Below are 16,528 nucleotides of genomic sequence, written 5' to 3' on the forward strand. Positions count from 1 at the left end.
TGTCGGGCAGCGCAAGGGGTCTCATGGGAGGATCTCCGGGTTCGTCGGCGTGGTCAGCGATTGCCACAACTGCATCACCGCATACGAGCGCCAGGGCCGCCAGGCCTCGGCGCGCTGGAGCGAGGCGGGTGGGCGCAGGCCGCCCAGCGCGCGCACCACCCCGGCATCGGTCGCGGGAAACGCGTCCGGCCAGGCCAGCACCCGCAATGCCACCAGCTCGGCGGTCCAGTCGCCGATGCCGGGCAGGGCGCGCAGGCGGGCCAGCGTGTCGGCCAGCGGGGCGGCGGGATGGAGGGCCAGCTCGCCGCTCGCCACCCCCCGCGCCAGCGCCTGCAGCGCCGCGACCCGGGTCCGCACGATGCCCAGCGTGCCGATCGCCTCGGCCGGCGCGTCGGCCAGGCACCGGGCGGTCGGGAACAGGTGGGTCAGTCCGGCGAACGGGGTGTCCAGCCGTTCGCCGAAGCGCGCCACCAGCCGGGCGGCCAGCGTGCAGGCGGCGGCCACGCTGACCTGCTGGCCCAGGACGATGCGCACCGTGGTTTCGAACCCGTCGATGCAGCCCGGCACCCGCAGGCCGGGCCAGGCCGGTTGCGGCAGTCCCTGCAGAGCAGGGGCGATGGCCTCGGGATCGGCATCCAGATCCAGCAGGTGCCGCACCCGCGCCAGCACGGTGCCCAGTGCCGGCGCCAGCGAGGGCGATACCGCCAGCAGCACCTGGGCCCCGTCGGCGTCGAACTGCAACGACAGCCAGCCGCGATGGACCTGGCCCTGCACGCCCAGCGCGAGCGTGCGGCGCCAGGTGGCGGTGTCCGCGGCTTCGATCCCCAGCAAGGGGCGGGCGGCGAGAAAGCCCTGCATCGCCGCGATGTCGTAGGGCGGACGCCAGGGCAGCCGCAGCGCGAACGGTTCGTTGTCGATACCTGGATCGGGGGCCGGAGGCGTTTGCGCCGCCTTGCGCAGGGCGCTCGGCGCCAGCCGGTAGCGCTCGGCAAAGGCCGCGTTGAAGCGGCGCAGGCTGGCGAAGCCGCTGGCGCCGGCGACCTCGGTGACCGGCAAGCGGGTGTCGGTCAGCAGGCGCTTGGCCAGCAGCAGCCGCTGGGTGGCCAGCCAGTCCATCGGGCTGACGCCGTGCGTGGCCTGGAACACGCGCCGGAAGTGCCGCTCGGTCACGCCCAGGCGGCGGGCCACGGCGGGCAGCGCGAGCGGCTCGCCGCAGGCCACGGCGTGATCGATGCAACGGGCGCCCGCCCGTGCGAGCGCCTGCGAGGCATCGGTGCCGGACAGGCCGGGCGCCAGTTCGGGCCGGCAGCGCAGGCAGGGCCGGAAACCCTGGCGCTCGGCGCTGGCCGCATTGGCAAAGAAGCGGCAGTTCTCGGGCTTGGGCAGACGCACCCGGCAGACCGGCCGACAGTAGATGCCGGTGGAGGTGACGCCGACGAAAAAGCGCCCGTCGAAGCGTGCGTCGCGGGTCCGCAGCGCCTGGTACAAGGCCGCATCCTGAAGGGCGGGTGACGAGGGCGAGGCGGCGGGCATGCGGCCATGATAGGCCGCGGGCCGGCCGGTACTCGCCGTTTTCGGACCTCTTGTTCGACCGGGCGACGCGCCCGGGATGTACCCCGCTTGTACCCGGCGGCGGCCGTGGGCCTCCCTACAATCGGGCCAGCCCGTCGCCCAGCGCGGTGACGGGCGTCCAACCCACCAGGCTCCATCGCCATGCACGTCACACCGTCCATCTTCAAGGCCTACGACATCCGCGGCATCGTCGGGCAGTCTCTCAACGAATCGGTGGCCGAGCACCTCGGCCGGGCCTTCGGCACCGAGGCGCTGAAGGTGGGCGAGAAGGCCGTGGTGGTCGGGCGCGACGGGCGCTTGTCGGGCCCGGGCCTGGTGGCGGCGCTGATGCGCGGGATCGCGTCGACCGGGCTGGACGTGGTCGACATCGGCGCGGTCACCACGCCGATGGTCTATTACGTGGCCGCGACCCGCGCCCGGCACGGCTGCAGCAGCGGCATCCAGGTGACCGGCAGCCACAACCCCAAGGACTACAACGGCTTCAAGATGGTGCTGGCCGGCCGTGCGATCTACGGCGAGGAGATCCAGGGCCTGCGCCGCCGCATCGAGGCCGAGGACTATGCCCGCGGCCGCGGCCGCATCGGCACGATGGACATCGTGCCCGAATACAGCCACCGCATCACCAGCGATTGCAGGCTGGCGCGGCCGATGAAGATCGTGGTCGATTCGGGTAACGGCATCCCGGGTGCGACCGCGCCGGCCATCCTGCGCGTGCTGGGCTGCGAGGTGATCGACCTGTACTCCAAGGTCGATGGCGACTTTCCCAACCACCACCCCGATCCGTCCAAGCCCGAGAACCTGGCCGACCTGATCAAGGTGGTGAACGCCACCGATGCCGAACTGGGCCTGGCCTTCGACGGCGACGGCGACCGGCTGGGCGTGGTCACCAAGGACGGCCAGATCATCTACCCCGACCGCCAGCTGATCCTGTTCGCGCGCGACATCCTCGGCCGCGTCAAGGGCGGCACGGTGATCTTCGACGTCAAGTGCACCCAGCGCCTGGCACCGGCGATCCGTGCGGCCGGCGGCGTGCCGCTGATGTGGAAGACCGGCCACTCGCTGGTCAAGGCCAAGCTGAAGGAAACCGGCGCGCCGATCGCCGGCGAGATGAGCGGCCACATGTTCTTCAAGGAACGCTGGTACGGCTTCGACGACGGCATGTACACCGCGGCCCGGCTGCTGGAGATCCTGTCGCGCCACGCCGATCCGAGCGCGGTGCTCAACGCCCTGCCCACCAGCTTCAACACGCCGGAGCTGAATGTCGCGTGCGCCGAGGGCGAGCCGGCCCAGGTGATCGAGAAGATGCTGGCCACCGCGGCATTCCCCGGCGCCGAGATCATCACCACCGATGGCCTGCGCGCCGAGTATCCCGACGGCTTCGGCCTGGTCCGCGCCTCCAATACCACGCCGGTGCTGGTGCTGCGCTTCGAGGGCCACACCGAAGCGGCGATGCACCGCATCGAGGCCGACTTCATGGCGGCGCTGCGCGCGGTCAAGCCCGACGCGCAGATTGCCGCCGCCGCCCATTGACGCCGTGACCGCCACCGCGGCCGGCGCACCGGTGCTCACGCCGCGGCAGCGTCTGGCGCGGGCCGTGTATTCGACCGTGCTGCGGCTGGCGACGCCGGCCTACCTGGCCCGCTTGTGGTGGCGCGGGCGCCGCGAGCCCGGCTACCGCGAGGCCCTGCTGCAGCGGCTGGCGATCGGCGGCCCGGCACCGGCACCGGGGGCGCTGTGGCTGCACGCCGTCTCGCTGGGCGAAACCCTGGCCGCCAAAGCCTTGTTGCAGGCGCTGCGCGAGGCCCGTCCCGAACTGCGCCTGCTGTTGACCCATGGCACGGCCACCGGCCGCGCCGCCGGCCGGGCGCTGCTGCGGCCGGGCGATCTGCAGACCTGGCTGCCCTTCGATACGCCGGGCGCGGTGCGACGCTTTCTGCGGCGCCACCGCCCGGCCGTGGGCGTGCTGATGGAGACCGAGATCTGGCCGAACCTGCTGCACGAGGCGGCCCAGCAGGGTGTGCCGATGGTGCTGGCGAACGCGCGCCTGAGCGAGCGCAGCGCGCGCCGTGGCGAACGGCTGGCCGCCTTGCTGCACCCGGCAGGCCGGCGCCTGCGCCTGGCGCTGGCGCAATCCGAGCCCGATGCCGTCCGGCTGCGCGCGGCCGGCGTGCCCGAAGTGGTGGTGTGCGGCAACCTCAAGTACGACCTCGATCCGGACGCCCACCAGCTCGCGCGCGGTGCGCGCTGGCGCGACGCCCAGCCGCGGGCGATCGTCGCGATGGCCAACAGCCGCGAGGGCGAAGAGGAACGGCTGCTGCAGGCCTGGCGCGGGTGGCCGGCGCCGCGGCCGCGGCTGCTGATCGTGCCGCGCCATCCCCAGCGTTTCGATGCGGTGGCGGACGTGGTCGCGGCGGCGGGCCTGAGCCTGGCGCGCCGCAGTACCTGGACCGGCGACCTGCCGCCCGCCGAGGCGATGGACGCCGAGGTCTGGCTCGGCGACAGCCTGGGCGAGATGGCGCTGTACTACGGTGCCTCGACGCTGGCGCTGCTGGGCGGCAGCTTCGCGCCGCTCGGGGGCCACAACCTGATCGAGGCGGCGGCCTGCGGCTGCCCGGTGCTGCTCGGACCGTCGACCTTCAATTTCGCCGAGGCCGCCGAGCGGGCGCTGGCCGAAGGGGCGGCCTGGCGCTGCGCCGACCTGCCGGCGGCCGTGGCTCTGGCCCAGGAGCTGCTGGCCGACCGTGACCGCCTGGCCGCCGCCGCCGCCCAGGCGCGGGCTTTCAGCGCGCGCCATCGCGGCGCGGCCCGGCGCATGGCCGGGCACATCCTCGGCTGCGTCAGTGCGCCAGCAGCGCGTTGACGGCGGTGATGTCCTCGGGTTTGAGCACGCCCGCCGCCTGACGCAGCTTCAGGTCGCCGACGATCACGTCGTAGCGTGCCTTGGCCAGATTGGTCTGGGTCTGGAACAGCTGGGTCTGCGCGTTCAGCACGTCGATGTTCACCCGCACGCCGACCTTGTAGCCCAGCTGCGTGGCTTCGAGCGCCAGCTTGCTCGACGATTCGGCGGCTTCCAGGGCCCGCACCTGGGCCTCGCCCGACTGCACGCCGTAGTAGGCGGCGCGCGTGCCCTGCGTCACGCCGCGGCGCGCGGCGGCCAGGTCATCCTGGGCCTTTTCCTCCAGCGACAGCGTCTCCTTGACCCGGTTCTGGATCGCGTAGCCGGCGAACAAGGGCACGTTCAGCGCGATGCCCACCGTCGTGTTGTTGCCGGTGCCGGTGCTGTTGTAGGACTGGGTGGCCGAGTAGTCGCCATTGACCGACACGTGCTGGCGCGCGAAGCTGCCGGTCAGTGCCACGGTGGGCAGGTGGCCGGCCCGCGCCTTCTCGGTTTCCAGGCTCGCCACCTCCAGCGCCAGGCGGGCCTGCTCGATGGTCGGACTGCTGCCTTCGGCGGAGGCGATCCAGGCATCGACCCGGGCGGGCTGCAGCGGCGGCAGCGCCACCGGCTGGGCCAGCGGCAGGGGTTTCAGGTCGGGCTTGCCGACCAGTTGCTCCAGCGCCAGGCGCTTGACACGCAGGTCATTGTCGGCGGCCAGCTCCTGGGCCAGCGCCAGGTCGTAGCGGGCCTGGGCTTCGCGGGTGTCGGTGATGGTGGCGGTGCCGACCTCGAAGTTGCGCTGGGCCGACGCGAGCTGCTCGGCGATCGCCTTCTTGCTGGCCTGCACCGTGTCCAGCGCATCGCTGGCCGCCAGCACGTCGAAATAGGCCTGCGACAGTCGCACGATCAGGTCTTGCTCGGCGGCCCGCAGTTGCGACTGCGCGAGGCTCACGCCGCGCTCGGCCTGGTCGATCGTCGCGCTGTTGGCGCGGTTGTACAGCGTCTGCGACGCGGTGATGCCGATCTGGCTGGCGGTGGAGTCGGTGCTGAGCGGCGTCGCGTACGGCGTGTCGGCGATGTTGCGGGAGACTCCTGCGTTCAACCCGACGGTGGGGCGCCACAGCGCATGGGCCTGGTCGGCCTTGTAGCGCACCGAATCGGCCTGGGCGCGGGCGCTGAGGTAGGCGGCGTCGTAGGTGCGGGCGGTGTCGTACATCGCCTGCAGGCTCTGCGCGCGGGCCAGCGGACTCAGCGCCAGCAGGGCCAGCGCGAGCGGTGTCAGCATGGCGGCGCGTGGCGGGAACAGGCGGTGCAACGGCATCATGGGGCTTTCCTTCGGGTATCGGGTCGGGCGCGACGGCGGGCGTGGGCCATGGCCTCGGCGGGAGGCCCTCGTCGCGTCATCGCATTTGTACACGCACCGCGACCGGCCTCGGCGGCGCATGCGATCAGCTGCACTTCGGGCGGCCTGGTCCGCCGCTGCGGGCGGATGAGCGGCGCGGGCGGCCAGGCGGTCATGCCCGGCTCAGAAATGGAAGCGGCTGGGTTCGGCAAAACCGTCCAGACGGGCCGCGACCGTGTCGAACAGATCCACCTTGCTGAACGCACCGTCGTCCAGGCGGGTGTAGCGCGTGGCGCGCATCACCGGCTCGTGGCCCTCGATGGCGAGCAGGCGGCCGCCCGGCTTGAGCTGGTCCAGCAAGGCCTGCGGCACGCTGGCCACCGAGCCCGACAGCATGATCACGTCGAACGGGCCTTCCGACGGCAGGCCGGCGCTGCCATCGGCCTCGCGCACCTCGGCGTTGGTGATGCCGGCCCGGCGCAGGTTCTCGGTCGCCAGGCGGGCCAGCGGCGGACGGATCTCCAACGACACCACGCGCAGCGCACGGTGCGCCAGCAGCGCGGCCATGAAGCCGGAGCCGGCCCCGATCTCCAGCACGCTTTCGTGGCGCTGCACCTTGGCCTCCTGCAGCAGCCGGGCTTCGACGCGCGGGGCCAGCATCACCTGCCCGCCGGGCAGCGGCACCTCGGTGTCGACGAAGGCCAGTGCGCGGTAGGCGGCGGGGACGAAGTCCTCGCGCCGCACCACGGCCAGCAGCGAAAGCACGGTGGCATCCAGCACATCCCACGGGCGGATCTGCTGCTCGATCATGTTGAAGCGGGCTTGTTCGGTGTTCATACGGTGTCCTGGGGGTGGCGACGCATCGCCTCAGCTGTCGATTTTAGGTGCCTTCGCGAGGGGCTGCCCGGCCGCGGCGCCACAGCGGGGCGGCCGATTGCTCCAGATCATCCGACTCGCAGTAGATCACGGGTGGAGCGAGAATCCATCCCCTCTCCATCGCGCCGCGGCGCCCCCCGGCCCGCAGGCGTCCGCCATGCACGCCTCCACCGATCACCTCGCCATGCGTATGCGTTTGCGATTCCTGTGCTTGCTGGCGGTCGTCGCCGGCTTGCTGGCGGGTTGCGCCCAGGTGATGGGCCCGCGCACCTTGAGCTGGAGCCAGGCGGAGCTGAACCAGATGCTGGCGCGGCGCTTTCCGATCGATCGGCGGCTGTTGCAGGTGATCGACGTCCAGGTGTCGCAGCCGGCGCTGACCCTGCTGCCGCAGAGCAACCGGGTGGCGGTCGACATCCACCTGGCGCTGACGGACCGGTGGTCCGGCCAGCCGGTGCAGGGCCATCTGGCGCTGACGTCGGCACTGCGCTACGAGCCGGGCGACCACAGCCTGCGCCTGGCCGACGTGCAGGTGACGGCGTTCACCCTCGACGCCGCGGGCGCCCGGCCGCCGCTGCCGCTGGAGGACTTGGGCGCGGTGGTGGCCGAGAACCTGCTCGACGGGGCGGCGATCCACCGCCTACCGGCCGAGCAGTTGCAGCGCCTGGCGCGCTGGGGGTATCGGCCGGACCGGGTCGAGGTCACGCCGCGCGGGCTGAGCCTGACCGTGGTGCCGGTGTCCTGACGCGCCGGCCATCCGGCGGCCGGTATGATCCACCGCCTTCGGTGCCCGGCCGCGCGGTCGGCACCGTCCTTCCCTTCCTTGCTGAGCTTCCATGGACCTTGTTCAAATCCTGATCCTCGCCATCGTGCAGGGCGTGGCCGAGCTGCTGCCGGTGTCGAGCTCGGCGCACGTGATCGTCGCCGAAAAGCTGATGGGCCTGGACCCGACGCTGCCGCAGATGACCTTGCTGCTGGTGATGCTGCACACCGGCACGATGTTCGCGGTCATCGCCTATTTCTGGTCGGCTTGGCGCGAGGCCTATTTCAGCTCCCGGCAGGCGTTTCGCCACCACGCGGTGATGGTGATCCTGGCCACGCTGGTGACCGGCGCCGTCGGCCTGTCGCTGCAGGCGCTGATCAAGCATGTCTTTTTCGGCGGCAGCTCGGCCTTCGAGATCGAGCACCTGTTCGGCAACGCCAAGCTGATGGCGGGCGCGCTGGCGGCGGCCGGCGTGCTGATCATCGCCTCGTCGCGCTTTGCCGAGCGCGGCAGCGGCGACCTGAGCCTGCGCAGCGCCGGCTGGATCGGCGCGGTCCAGGGCCTGTGCCTGCCGTTCCGCGGCTTCTCGCGCTCCGGCGCGACGATCTCCACCGGCATCGCGATGGGGGTCAGCAAGAAGCGCGCGGAGGAATTCAGCTTTGCGCTGGCCGTGGTGCTGACGCCGGCCGTGATCGTCAAGGAAGTCTGGCGGGTCCACAAGGACCACGCGCTGGAAGGCGCCGCGCAGGCCGGCGGCCTGATGCACGCGCTGGTGCCCGGCCTGCTGGGCATGGTGCTGAGCTTCGCCGCCGGCCTGATCGCGCTGCGCTGGCTGTCGCGCTGGCTGGAGCAAGACCGCTGGCACCTGTTCGGCGGCTACTGTCTGCTGGCCTCGCTGGTGGTGCTGTGGGTCGGCTGACGAACTGAGCAGCGCGACGGCCGGCTGCCGGCGAACCCGTGCCTGCGCGCCGGGGGCCGTTCAGGCGCCGGCGCGTCGCGTGAACACCAGGTCCCACACCCCGTGGCCCAGCTTGAGGCCGCGGGCTTCGAACTTGGTCAGCGGACGGTAGTCGGGCCGCGGCGCGTAGCCTTCTGCGGTGTTGGCCAGGCGAGCTTCGGCCGACAGCACCTCCAGCATCTGCTCGGCATAGGGCTGCCAGTCGGTGGCGCAGTGCAGCGTGCCGCCCGGCGCCAGGCGCGAAGCCAGCAGGGCCACCAGCGGGGGCTGGATCAGCCGCCGCTTGTGGTGCTTCTTCTTGTGCCAGGGATCGGGGAAGAACACATGCACGCCCGCCAGCGAGGCCGGTGCCAGCATGTGTTCCAGCACCTGCACTGCGTCATGCTGGATGATGCGCAGGTTGTCCAATCGGTCTTCTCCGATGCGCTTGAGCAGCGCGCCGACGCCGGGGGTGTGGACCTCGACGCCGATGAAGTCGGTGTCCGGCCGTGCGGCGGCGATCTGCGCGGTGGCCGCGCCCATGCCGAAACCGATCTCCAACACCAGCGGCGCGCGGCGGCCGAAGACGGCGACGCGGTCCAGCACCTGCTCGGCATAGGGCAGCACGAAGCGCGGCCCCAGGTCGTCGAGCGCGCGCTGCTGGCCGGTGCCCATGCGTCCGGCGCGCAGCACGAAGCTGCGGATGCCGCGCCGCGGCGGCTCGTCGGCGGGCGTGGCGACGGCGGAATCGACAGGGGCGTCCGGGGGCAGGGGCATGGCGCGGCGGGCAACGGGGGAGCGGGATCGGGCGGCGATTGTGCCCGATGGCCGGGCGCTCCCTGCCGCATCAGCGCGCCGCGGGCGGCGCCTTATGGCCGGATGTAGGCGTAGCCTTCCTTCTCGCGCTTCATCAACTCGACCACGCCGCCGGGCACGTAGCCGATCTCCTTGAGCATGTCGGCCTCGGTGAGCTTCATCGCCTTCATCGTTTCCCGGCAGGCGACCACGGTCACCTTGTCGCCGACGGCCTCGGCCACGCGCTGGGCCACCGGCGAATCCGACTTCAGCATGCCGATGCCCGGGCCGTAGACGACGATCTCGACCTTGACGTTCCCGGCGCCCAGCAACTGCTGCACGTTGTGCGCGTTGTTCAGTGTCAGGTTCCACTTGGCGGGCACCGGGTCGCTGACCTGGAAGACGACCTTGTCCTGGGCCCAGGCGGCGGCGCCGCAGAACAGCCCGAACGCGATGAGGGCCAGCGCCCGCCATCCCGGCGTGCGTGCTGATGCGTGTGCTGATGGATGTCCCGAATACGGCATGTCGAAGTCCTTTTCCGGCCCGGTGATCGAGCCCGGCGTGGATCTTCGGGGCGAACTGTGGGGGGCGCACTCCCGACGAACCCCAGGTGATGGTCGCGACCCCGGGGGCGCCCCGTGAGGCCGGCGCGCAGGGCGGCTGCCCTGGTGTGCCAATGCCACGCTAGAATCTGCGGCGCTGCGGGTGTAGTTCAATGGTAGAACGGCAGCTTCCCAAGCTTCATACGAGGGTTCGATTCCCTTCACCCGCTCCATATCTCGGTAAGTGCTTGTCCCGTCTGGGAAAGTAGCGCTGCCAACCTTCCTCTAACAAGCGCCTCAACCAACTTGGGGTGGTAGTGGGAAGTCTTCATCGGCGCCGTAGCGGCGTCTACATCGCGCGTCTGACCGTTCCTGAGCGCTTGCGGGTGCGGAGCGAGGCCACATCGTGGTCGCCAGCGAGATTCTCGCTGGGCTGGCGGCGGTGCCTTTGTGAGTTGGACGGATTCTCGGTTGGAGTGGTTGGGTTGGACATCTTGAAGGTGGTGGCCGGCTCGCCGGTGCTGGGCAGCATGGGCCACTTACGCGCTGTCGGCGCGCGCGAGTCGCGCTCCGGCTGTGCAGGGCTCTGATATCGTCGCCTCAAATGATGGAGAACTGGCGCCCCGTCAACAGTGAAGGATTTGCATGATCTCGGAGCTTCATCTCGAAGGTTGGAAGAGCTACGAAAAGTCGGTGCTGCAGATCGACCCACTGACGGTCCTCATTGGCACCAATGCCAGCGGGAAGTCGAACGCGCTCGACGCATTGGCATTTCTAAATCGTGTCGCAAACGGCGCGATGTTGACCGCAGCGTTGCAGGGTGACGGATTGCTCCCTCCCCTGCGGGGCGGCGTCGAGTGGGCGGCGAAGCAGCCTGGATCAACGTTCGCCATTACCGTTGTGTGTCGGGCTGACGACGTTACTGACTACGAGTATCGTCTTGAATGCACGGTTACAGATAACAGGTGCGACGTCAGCGCAGAGCATCTGCACCGCACGAAATATCGCGCGGGCAGAGACGGGACGAGAGGTTCTGTCGCCGGCGCAATTAAGATTTTTCGAACCGACCCTTGCGTTGGCGGATCTCCAACGATAGTTGCGCGACTTTATAACGAGAAGCAGGGAACGCCTCGTCAGTTAGGGCGCTCTATGCCGGCTCTCTTTCAGCTAATGGGGCAAAAACTTCGGCAAGAGATCCAAGATGCTGTAGCAGTGACTCTTGGGTCTCTTCGTGAAATATTTATCCTCGACCCGATTCCGGCTCACATGCGAGGATATTCCTCTCTTGCGGATAAATTGGAGTCTGATGCGCGCAATATCGCGGGTGTTATCGCGGCGATGCCTAAACCTCAACAAACGGAAATCGAGACGGTGCTCACCAGATATGCGAGTCGGCTTCCCGAGCGAGATATTCGCCGCGTCTACGCTGAGACCGTCGGGAAGTTTAATTCTGACGCAATGCTTTATTGCGAAGAGGCCTGGGTTGACGGCGGACCGCCGCCAACCGTTGATGCCCGAGGAATGTCGGATGGAACGTTGCGGTTTTTGGCGATATTGACGGCCCTGCTTACCCGTCCTGAGGGTAGCCTCCTCGTTATCGAGGAGGTAGATAACGGGTTGCATCCGTCTCGAGCCAAAATGCTGCTGGAGATGCTAAAAGCGGTGGGTGCGCAGCGTCGCGTCGATGTGCTCGCCACGACGCATAACCCGGCGTTGCTCGACGCGATGGGGCCAGCCATGGTTCCATTTATCACGGTTGCGCATCGGGATCCCGTAACCGGCGCAAGTGTTCTGACTCTTCTGGAAAATATTAAGGAACTGCCTAAGCTCTTGGCGCAGGGAACAGTCGGTCGCCTGTCGACAAAGGGTTTGATAGAAAGATCTCTGCAGCGAAGCTTCGATTTTGAGTCGACGGAAGCTGCCGATGTCTAACCGGGTTCTGATTATCGATACATCAGTGTTGTGTTGTTGGCTCGAAATTCCTGGCAAAGAGACAGCCGGGCCGACTGACGACCGCTGGGACCACGCACGCATAGACGCACTGTTGACCACCGAGCGCGACCTGGGAAGCACGTTTGTTCTACCACTCGCCACCCTCATCGAGACGGGGAACCACATAGCTCAAGCACATAGCGAGCGCTTCACGCTCGCCACGCAACTCGCTGGGCACCTGCGCGCTGCTGCGGACGCAACAGAGCCATGGGCAGCGTTCACTGATCAGGCTGATTTGTGGGACCCCCAGGAACTTCGGAGGCTGGCAGATGAGTGGCCCCAACTGGCCGCCACACGGTTAACGATTGGTGATGCAACGATCAAGGCGGTTGCAGACTTCTATGCTGCCACCGGTATGCATGTTCAGATATTGACGGGTGATGTGGGGCTGAAAGCCTATGAGCCCATCGCGCCCCCTCCGATTCCGCGACGTCGCCGTTAGATGAGACGCTGGAACTTGTCGACAACGCGCTCGCGAACGACAGCTACGGGTGCATGCACAGGGTAAGGATGCAACGAAACTTTGACATGCTTGGCGCTGTAGGGGCAGACGTGACTGGAGCCCAGTTCCCTTCACCCGCTCCACCGATTTCCACAGCGCCCCTCGCCTGACGGACGCACAAAAGCCCACCGTCTGTGGGCTTTCGTGTTTCAGCGACGTCCCATCGGCCCGCATCGACGCAGGGCGATCGGTGTTTCCCGCGAGCCGGCTCGTGGCCGGTATCGGGCATGATGCCTGCGAACCCGTCTTGTTTCGAGCAGGCAGCCATGTCTCCCACGCCCTTCCAAGTGCTTTGCCTGTGCGGCCAGACTCCCGATCTGGTCACGTCCTCGTTCGGCCCGTTCATCGTGTTGCCGTGCGAGGGACTGGCGCAGATCGACGCCTGCCTGAACCAGAACCGCCATGACGCCGTGGTGATCGATCTGGCCTCGGTCGGTGGGCTCGATCGCCTGCTGCCCTGGCCCGGGCTGGCGCGCGCCACGCTGGAATCGGCGCTGGTGGTGGCGGGCCCGGAACCGACCGCCGCCGACTGCCTGCGCCTGCTGCAGGCGGGGGTGTGCGAGGTGTTGTCCTCGCGGGACCTGGTGTCGGACGGGCTGGGACGGATGCTGCGCCTAGCGATCGAACGCAAACGGCTCGATGACAGCGCGCGCCGCGCCTACAGCATCGACCTGGCCACCGGATTGCCGAACCAGCACCAGTTGCTGGAGCACATGACCCACCTTCTGGCCTTGCGCGAGCGCGAGCCGGCGCCGATGGCGCTGATCGTGCTGCAGCTCGACGGCTTTCAGGCGATGGAGGCGACGATGGGGGCCGAGGCGGCCAACGTGCTGCGCCGCAAGGCCGCCGTGCGGCTGCGGGCCTCGCTGCGCGCCAGCGACGTGGTGGCCTCGCTGGGGCGCGACATGTTCGGCGTGCTGCTGGCCTGGATGGATGCCGAAGACGACGCCGAGCGTGTCGCGCGCAAGCTGTTGCAAGCGGTCAGCGGGCCACTGACCGTGGCGGGGCAGTCCGTTCCGGTGGGCGCGCGCTACGGCCTGGGGCAGTACCCGGTGCATGGTCGCGACGCGCAAGGCCTGCTGCGCCGTGCGGTCGGCCAGGCGGTCGGCAGCGGTGTCGGCCGGATGATGGGCCTGACCACCGCCGCGAACGACGACGCACCGTGAGCGCCGGGCCGCTCCCAAGCGGCCTGCGAGCCCCCTGGGGGGCGGTCGCAGTACCCCGCGGCCGGGGGCCGACACACCGCAGGCCAGCGCCGGGCGGCTCCCAAGCGGCCTGCGAGCCCCCTGGGGGGCGGTCGCGGTACCCCGCGGCCGGGGGCCGACACACCGCAGGCCAGCGCCGGGCCGCTCCCAAGCGGCCTGCGAGCCCCCTGGGGGGGCGGTCGCGGTACCCCGCGGCCGGGGGCCGACACTTACTTCTGGATGTCGCCCAGGCAGAGGTACTTCAGCTCGACGTAGTCGTCCATGCCCTGGTGCGCGCCCTCGCGGCCCAGGCCCGACTGCTTGACGCCGCCGAACGGCACCTCGGCGGTGGAGATCAGGCCGGTGTTGATGCCCACCATGCCGTACTCCAGCGCCTCGCCGACGCGGAAGATCCGGCCGATGTCGCGGCTGTAGAAGTAGCTCGCCAGGCCGAACTCGGTGGCATTGGCCAATTCGATCGCCTCGGCCTCGGTCTTGAAGCGGAACACCGGCGCCACCGGGCCGAAGGTCTCTTCCTTCGAGCACAGCATCTCGGGGGTCACGTCGGCCAGCACGGTGGGGGTGTAGAAACGGTCCCCCATGCCCGGCACGCGGGTGCCGCCCACCACCACCTTGGCGCCCTTGGCCAGGGCGTCGGCCACATGCGATTCGACCTTGGCGATCGCCTGGTCGTCGATCATCGGGCCCTGCTGGATGCCGGTCTCGAACCCGTTGCCCACCTTGATCGCGCCGGCCTTGGCGGCCAGTTTCTCGACGAAGGCGTCGTAGACGCTGTCCTGCACGTAGAACCGGTTGGTGCAGACGCAGGTCTGGCCCGAGTTGCGGTACTTGCTGATCGCAGCGCCTTCGGCGGCCGACTCGAGATCGGCGTCGTCGAAGACGATGAACGGCGCGTTGCCGCCCAGCTCCAGCGAGAGCTTCTTGACCGTCGGCGCGCACTGCGCGGCCAGGATGCGGCCGACCTCGGTCGAGCCGGTGAACGACAGGTGGCGCACCACGTCCGAGCTGCAAAGCACCTTGCCCACTTCGATCGATTGCTCGGCGTCGGCGGTGACGATGTTCAGCACCCCGGCCGGCATGCCGGCGCGCTGCGCCAGCTCGGCCACGGCCAGCGCCGACAGCGGCGTGGCTTCGGCCGGCTTGATCACCACCGGGCAGCCGGCGGCCAGCGCCGGCGCGACCTTGCGGGTGATCATCGCGATCGGGAAGTTCCAGGGCGTGATCGCCGCACAGACGCCGATCGGCTGCTTGATGACCAGGTAGCGCTTGTTGGCGTCGGTGGTCGGAATGGTCTCGCCATAGACGCGCTTGGCCTCTTCGGCGAACCATTCGAGGAAGCTCGCGCCATAGCCCACCTCGCCCTTGGCCTCGGCCAGCGGCTTGCCCTGTTCGGCGGTCATGATGCGCGCCAGGTCGTCGGCGTTGGCGTGCATCAGCTGGAACCACTTCATCAGGATCGCCGCGCGTTCCTTGGCGGTCTTGGCGCGCCAGGCCGGCCAGGCCTTGTTGGCGGCCATGATGGCGTGGTGGGTGTCGGCGGCACCCAGGTTGGCCACGTCGGCCAGCTTCTGGCCGGTCGCCGGGTCGGTGACCTCGAAGCGGGTCGGGCCGGCGACCCATTCGCCGTTCACCAGCGCGTCGGTCTTGAGCAGGCTGGCGTCGTTGAGGGTGGCCAGCGGGGAAGTCTTCATGTCCATGGTGTCTCCTTGCCGCGGGCGGTGGGCGGGCGGCTTCTGTCGGTCACTCTACCAAGCCCGGCCGGCGTGCGCCGGCCGGCGCTGGTTCAGGCCTGCGCGGCGGCCAAGGCCTGGGCCAGGATCGCCAGGCCTTCGTCGAGGTTCGCGTCGGTCGCGGTCAGCGGCACCAGGATGCGGATCACGTTGGCATAGACGCCGCACGACAGCAGCACCAGGCCGCGCTTCAAGCCCTCGGCGCAGACGCGCTTGGTCAGCTCGGCATCCGGCTGGCTCAGGTCGCCCCCCTTGAACAGCTCGATCGCAATCATCGCGCCCAGGCCGCGCACGTCCTGGATGCTCTTGTGCTGGGCGGCCAGTGCCTTCAGGCCGGCGCGCAACTTCTCGCCGACCGCCTTGGAGCGATCCAGCAGCTGTTCCTCGTCGAACACCTCCAGCACCGCCAGCGCGGCCGCGCAGGCCAGCGGATTGCCCGCGTAGGTGCCGCCCAGGCCGCCGGGCAGTGGCTTGTCCATGATCTCGGCCTTGCCGATCACGGCCGAGATCGGGAAGCCGCCGGCCATGCTCTTGGCCATCGTGACGATGTCGGGCGCGACGCCCCATTGCTCGCAGGCCAGCCAGGTGCCGGTGCGGCCGGCGCCGGTCTGTACTTCATCCGCGATCAGCACGATGCCGTGCTGGTCGCAGAGCTTGCGCAGCGCCTGCGCGAAGGCGGGCGAGGCGACGTAGAAACCGCCCTCGCCCTGCACCGGCTCCAGGATGATGGCGGCCACGCGACCGGCCTCGACGTCGTACTTGAAGATGTGCTCGACCGAGCGCAGCGCGTCGGCTTCGCTGATGCCGTGCAGCGGGTTCGGGAACTCGGCGTGGTAGATCTCGGCCGGGAAGGGGCCGAAGCCGGCCTTGTAGGGCGCGACCTTGCCGGTCAGCGCCATGCCCAGCAGGGTGCGACCGTGGAAGCCGCCGCCGAAGGCGATCACCGCCTGGCGCTGCGTCGCGGCGCGGGCGATCTTGATCGCGTTCTCCACCGCCTCGGCGCCGCTGGACAGGAAATAGGCCTTCTTCGCGAAATCGCCCGGGGTGCGGGCGATCAGCTTCTCGGCCAGCTCCACATAGGGTTCGTAGGCCAGGACCTGGAAGCAGGTGTGGTGCAGCTGGTCGAGCTGGGCCTTCACCGCGGCGACGATCTTCGGGTGGCGGTGGCCGGTGTTGAGCACCGCGATGCCGCCGGCGAAGTCGATGTAGCGCTTGCCTTCGACGTCCCACACCTCGGCGTTCTCGGCACGCTCGGCGAAGATCTCGTAGGTCTGGCCCAGGCCGGTGGGCAGGGCGGCGCGGCGGCGCGCCATCAGGCCGGCATTGGTCTTCTCGGCGGTGGAGAGGTGGTCGGGGGCGTCGCGGTGCATGGCAGATCCTCGTGGGTTCGAACGGTC

The 16,528-nt window shown here is 69.4% G+C and carries 14 protein-coding genes and 1 tRNA gene; 8 read left to right on the forward strand and 7 right to left on the reverse strand.

Features of this window, described 5'->3' with window-relative positions:
* Window positions 1–21 precede the first annotated feature (21 nt).
* Entirely contained in the window at window positions 22–1,533 is a 1,512-nt protein-coding gene (locus AC0N04_RS10895; RefSeq protein WP_474281434.1) for an Ada metal-binding domain-containing protein, read from the reverse strand.
* Between the two features lie 180 nt (window positions 1,534–1,713).
* Here AC0N04_RS10895 and AC0N04_RS10900 point away from each other — a divergent pair, with 180 nt between their 5' ends.
* Complete coding sequence (locus AC0N04_RS10900) at window positions 1,714–3,102, forward strand: phosphomannomutase/phosphoglucomutase (protein WP_474281436.1); 1,389 nt, start codon at window positions 1,714–1,716, stop codon at window positions 3,100–3,102.
* A 4-nt stretch (window positions 3,103–3,106) separates the two neighbouring features.
* The gene (locus tag AC0N04_RS10905; RefSeq protein WP_474281438.1) at window positions 3,107–4,432 is read left to right on the forward strand and encodes a 3-deoxy-D-manno-octulosonic acid transferase; all 1,326 of its coding nucleotides are present in this window, start codon (window positions 3,107–3,109) and stop codon (window positions 4,430–4,432) included.
* Here the strand turns inward: AC0N04_RS10905 and AC0N04_RS10910 are convergent.
* Both AC0N04_RS10910 and AC0N04_RS10915 read right to left on the reverse strand, forming a co-directional pair.
* Window positions 4,410–5,774 (reverse strand): TolC family outer membrane protein, encoded by a 1,365-nt coding sequence (locus tag AC0N04_RS10910; protein ID WP_474281440.1) that lies wholly within the window; start codon window positions 5,772–5,774, stop codon window positions 4,410–4,412. The two genes, AC0N04_RS10905 and AC0N04_RS10910, sit on opposite strands and share 23 nt — an antisense overlap.
* A 201-nt stretch (window positions 5,775–5,975) precedes the next feature.
* Entirely contained in the window at window positions 5,976–6,629 is a 654-nt protein-coding gene (locus AC0N04_RS10915) for a protein-L-isoaspartate O-methyltransferase family protein (RefSeq protein ID WP_474281442.1), read from the reverse strand.
* 223 nt (window positions 6,630–6,852) lie between these two features.
* Between AC0N04_RS10915 and AC0N04_RS10920 the strand changes: the two genes are divergently transcribed.
* The gene (locus tag AC0N04_RS10920) at window positions 6,853–7,410 is read left to right on the forward strand and encodes a DUF1439 domain-containing protein (protein WP_474281444.1); all 558 of its coding nucleotides are present in this window, start codon (window positions 6,853–6,855) and stop codon (window positions 7,408–7,410) included.
* Window positions 7,411–7,501: 91 nt separating this feature from the next.
* Window positions 7,502–8,347: an undecaprenyl-diphosphate phosphatase gene (locus AC0N04_RS10925; RefSeq protein ID WP_474281446.1), complete on the forward strand. Its 846-nt coding sequence runs from the start codon at window positions 7,502–7,504 to the stop codon at window positions 8,345–8,347.
* 60 nt (window positions 8,348–8,407) lie between these two features.
* On the opposite strand, the gene trmB is transcribed toward AC0N04_RS10925, so the two are convergent.
* Together trmB and AC0N04_RS10935 are read right to left on the reverse strand one after the other, a co-directional pair.
* Window positions 8,408–9,142 carry a tRNA (guanosine(46)-N7)-methyltransferase TrmB gene (gene trmB / locus AC0N04_RS10930; RefSeq protein WP_474281448.1) on the reverse strand — a complete coding sequence of 245 codons (735 nt, stop codon included), beginning with the start codon at window positions 9,140–9,142 and terminating at the stop codon, window positions 8,408–8,410.
* A gap of 92 nt (window positions 9,143–9,234) precedes the next feature.
* Window positions 9,235–9,684: a DsrE family protein gene (locus tag AC0N04_RS10935; RefSeq protein ID WP_474281450.1), complete on the reverse strand. Its 450-nt coding sequence runs from the start codon at window positions 9,682–9,684 to the stop codon at window positions 9,235–9,237.
* 177 nt (window positions 9,685–9,861) lie between these two features.
* Here AC0N04_RS10935 and AC0N04_RS10940 point away from each other — a divergent pair.
* The 4 genes from AC0N04_RS10940 (at window position 9,862) to AC0N04_RS10955 (ending at window position 13,362) form a co-directional block, all read left to right on the forward strand.
* A tRNA-Gly gene (locus tag AC0N04_RS10940) sits at window positions 9,862–9,935 on the forward strand.
* A 412-nt stretch (window positions 9,936–10,347) separates the two neighbouring features.
* Complete coding sequence (locus AC0N04_RS10945) at window positions 10,348–11,634, forward strand: AAA family ATPase (RefSeq protein WP_474281452.1); 1,287 nt, start codon at window positions 10,348–10,350, stop codon at window positions 11,632–11,634.
* Window positions 11,627–12,136 carry a hypothetical protein gene (locus AC0N04_RS10950; RefSeq protein WP_474281454.1) on the forward strand — a complete coding sequence of 170 codons (510 nt, stop codon included), beginning with the start codon at window positions 11,627–11,629 and terminating at the stop codon, window positions 12,134–12,136. The genes AC0N04_RS10945 and AC0N04_RS10950 overlap by 8 nt, the downstream gene beginning before the upstream one ends.
* Before the next feature lie 326 nt (window positions 12,137–12,462).
* Window positions 12,463–13,362, forward strand: coding sequence for a GGDEF domain-containing protein (locus AC0N04_RS10955; RefSeq protein WP_474281456.1), 900 nt, complete (start codon window positions 12,463–12,465; stop codon window positions 13,360–13,362).
* 248 nt (window positions 13,363–13,610) lie between these two features.
* Here the strand turns inward: AC0N04_RS10955 and AC0N04_RS10960 are convergent, their stop codons facing one another.
* Both AC0N04_RS10960 and gabT read right to left on the reverse strand, forming a co-directional pair.
* Window positions 13,611–15,098: an NAD-dependent succinate-semialdehyde dehydrogenase gene (locus AC0N04_RS10960; protein WP_474281458.1), complete on the reverse strand. Its 1,488-nt coding sequence runs from the start codon at window positions 15,096–15,098 to the stop codon at window positions 13,611–13,613.
* A gap of 86 nt (window positions 15,099–15,184) precedes the next feature.
* Complete coding sequence (gabT, locus tag AC0N04_RS10965; RefSeq protein WP_474281460.1) at window positions 15,185–16,501, reverse strand: 4-aminobutyrate--2-oxoglutarate transaminase; 1,317 nt, start codon at window positions 16,499–16,501, stop codon at window positions 15,185–15,187.
* Window positions 16,502–16,528 lie beyond the last annotated feature (27 nt).

It is taken from the genome of Ideonella sp. sgz306126, from assembly GCF_056032705.1.